Raw genomic sequence first — 1747 nt, forward strand, 5'->3', positions numbered from 1 at the left:
TCCGGAAGCTTTTCAACGCTTATCGGTTCGGTCCTCCAGTTAGTGTTACCTAACCTTCAACCTGACCAAGGGTAGATCACTTGGTTTCGCGTCTACTCCTTCCGACTAATCGCCCTGTTAAGACTCGCTTTCGCTTCGGCTGCGGATCTCAAGATCCTTAACCTTGCCGGAAAAAGTAACTCGTAGGTTCATTATGCAAAAGGCACGCCGTCACTGCTGAAGCAGCTCCGACCGCTTGTAGGCGCACGGTTTCAGGGACTATTTCACTCTTCTATTCGAAGTGCTTTTCACCTTTCCTTCACAGTACTGGTTCGCTATCGGTCTCTCGGGAGTATTTAGCCTTACCGGATGGTCCCGGCAGATTCACGCAAGATTCCTCGTGTCCCGCGCTACTCAGGATACCACTACGCTTCATTTAGCTTCGAATACCGGACTATCACCGTCTATGGTCCCATTTTCCAAAGGGTTCTTCTCACTAAATTTCTTGCGACATCGTGGTCCTACAACCCCAATATTGCCGTAACAACATTGGTTTGGGCTAATCCCCGTTCGCTCGCCACTACTAGGGGAATCATTATTATTTTCTTTTCCTACAGGTACTAAGATGTTTCAGTTCCCTGCGTTAGCCTCTTGCTATGCAAGATGTCATTCCTTCAGAATGACGGGTTGTCCCATTCGGAAATCTTCGGATCAAAGGTTATTTGCACCTGCCCGAAGCTTATCGCAGCTTATCACGTCCTTCATCGCCTCCGAGAGCCAAGGCATCCGCCATGCGCCCTTGCTTACTTTCTTTCAAACGTTTTATTCTCGTACTGGTATTGGTAGTGGAATTGCTTCCTTCTATCAATATTGCGTACTCGAACACGTACGGTTTGATATATACTTTTAGCTCTTACTAAAATTTTACTTTTTGTACATCATGTCAAAGATCGTTTCTCTTTTTCAGAGATCGTGGAGAATAACGGATTCGAACCGTTGACCCTCTGCGTGCAAGGCAGATGCTCTAGCCAGCTGAGCTAATCCCCCAAGAGGTTATTCAAGAATTTTGTTTTTTAGCTTTTAGCTTTCCCTGTTCCTCATTCTTGAGCTTGGTAGTCCCAGGCAGAGTTGAACTGCCGACCTCTACATTATCAGTGTAGCGCTCTAACCAACTGAGCTATAGGACTAGTTCAACCTTGTCTACCTTTCGTCTAGACTCGGCTTCTTTTTTCTCTTGTTTATCTCTATCTATACTTCTATAGATGGTTGATCTATATGTTATAAATAAACAAGTACCAGTAGTACAAAAAACAGAACCTTTAAAGTCTTTTAGTGGCTGCCACGTTTTGTGACAGTTACGGCATCGCTCCAGAAAGGAGGTGTTCCAGCCGCACCTTCCGGTACGGCTACCTTGTTACGACTTAGCCCCAATTACCAGTTTTACCCTAGGACGCTCCTTGCGGTTACGTACTTCAGGTACCCCCGGCTTTCATGGCTTGACGGGCGGTGTGTACAAGGCCCGGGAACGTATTCACCGCGCCATGGCTGATGCGCGATTACTAGCGAATCCAGCTTCACGAAGTCGGGTTGCAGACTTCGATCCGAACTGAGAGAGGTTTTTGGGATTAGCATCCTGTCACCAGGTAGCTGCCTTCTGTACCCCCCATTGTAACACGTGTGTAGCCCCGGACGTAAGGGCCGTGCTGATTTGACGTCATCCCCACCTTCCTCACATCTTACGACGGCAGTCTCTCTAGAGTCCTCAGCA

Annotated in this window: 2 tRNA genes and 2 rRNA genes; all 4 read right to left on the reverse strand. The window is 47.5% G+C overall.

What is annotated here, in order from left to right:
* Window positions 1–792: ribosomal RNA gene (locus N5O98_RS27125) — 23S ribosomal RNA — on the reverse strand; the annotation flags it as partial.
* 160 nt (window positions 793–952) lie between these two features.
* A tRNA-Ala gene (locus tag N5O98_RS27130) sits at window positions 953–1026 on the reverse strand.
* Window positions 1027–1089: 63 nt separating this feature from the next.
* Window positions 1090–1166, reverse strand: a tRNA-Ile gene (locus N5O98_RS27135).
* A 185-nt stretch (window positions 1167–1351) separates the two neighbouring features.
* Window positions 1352–1747, reverse strand: a 16S ribosomal RNA gene (locus N5O98_RS27140); the annotation flags it as partial.

Origin of the sequence: Bacteroides sp. LFL-34 (assembly GCF_027257075.1) — a bacterium.
GTDB lineage: Bacteria > Bacteroidota > Bacteroidia > Bacteroidales > Bacteroidaceae > Bacteroides > Bacteroides ovatus.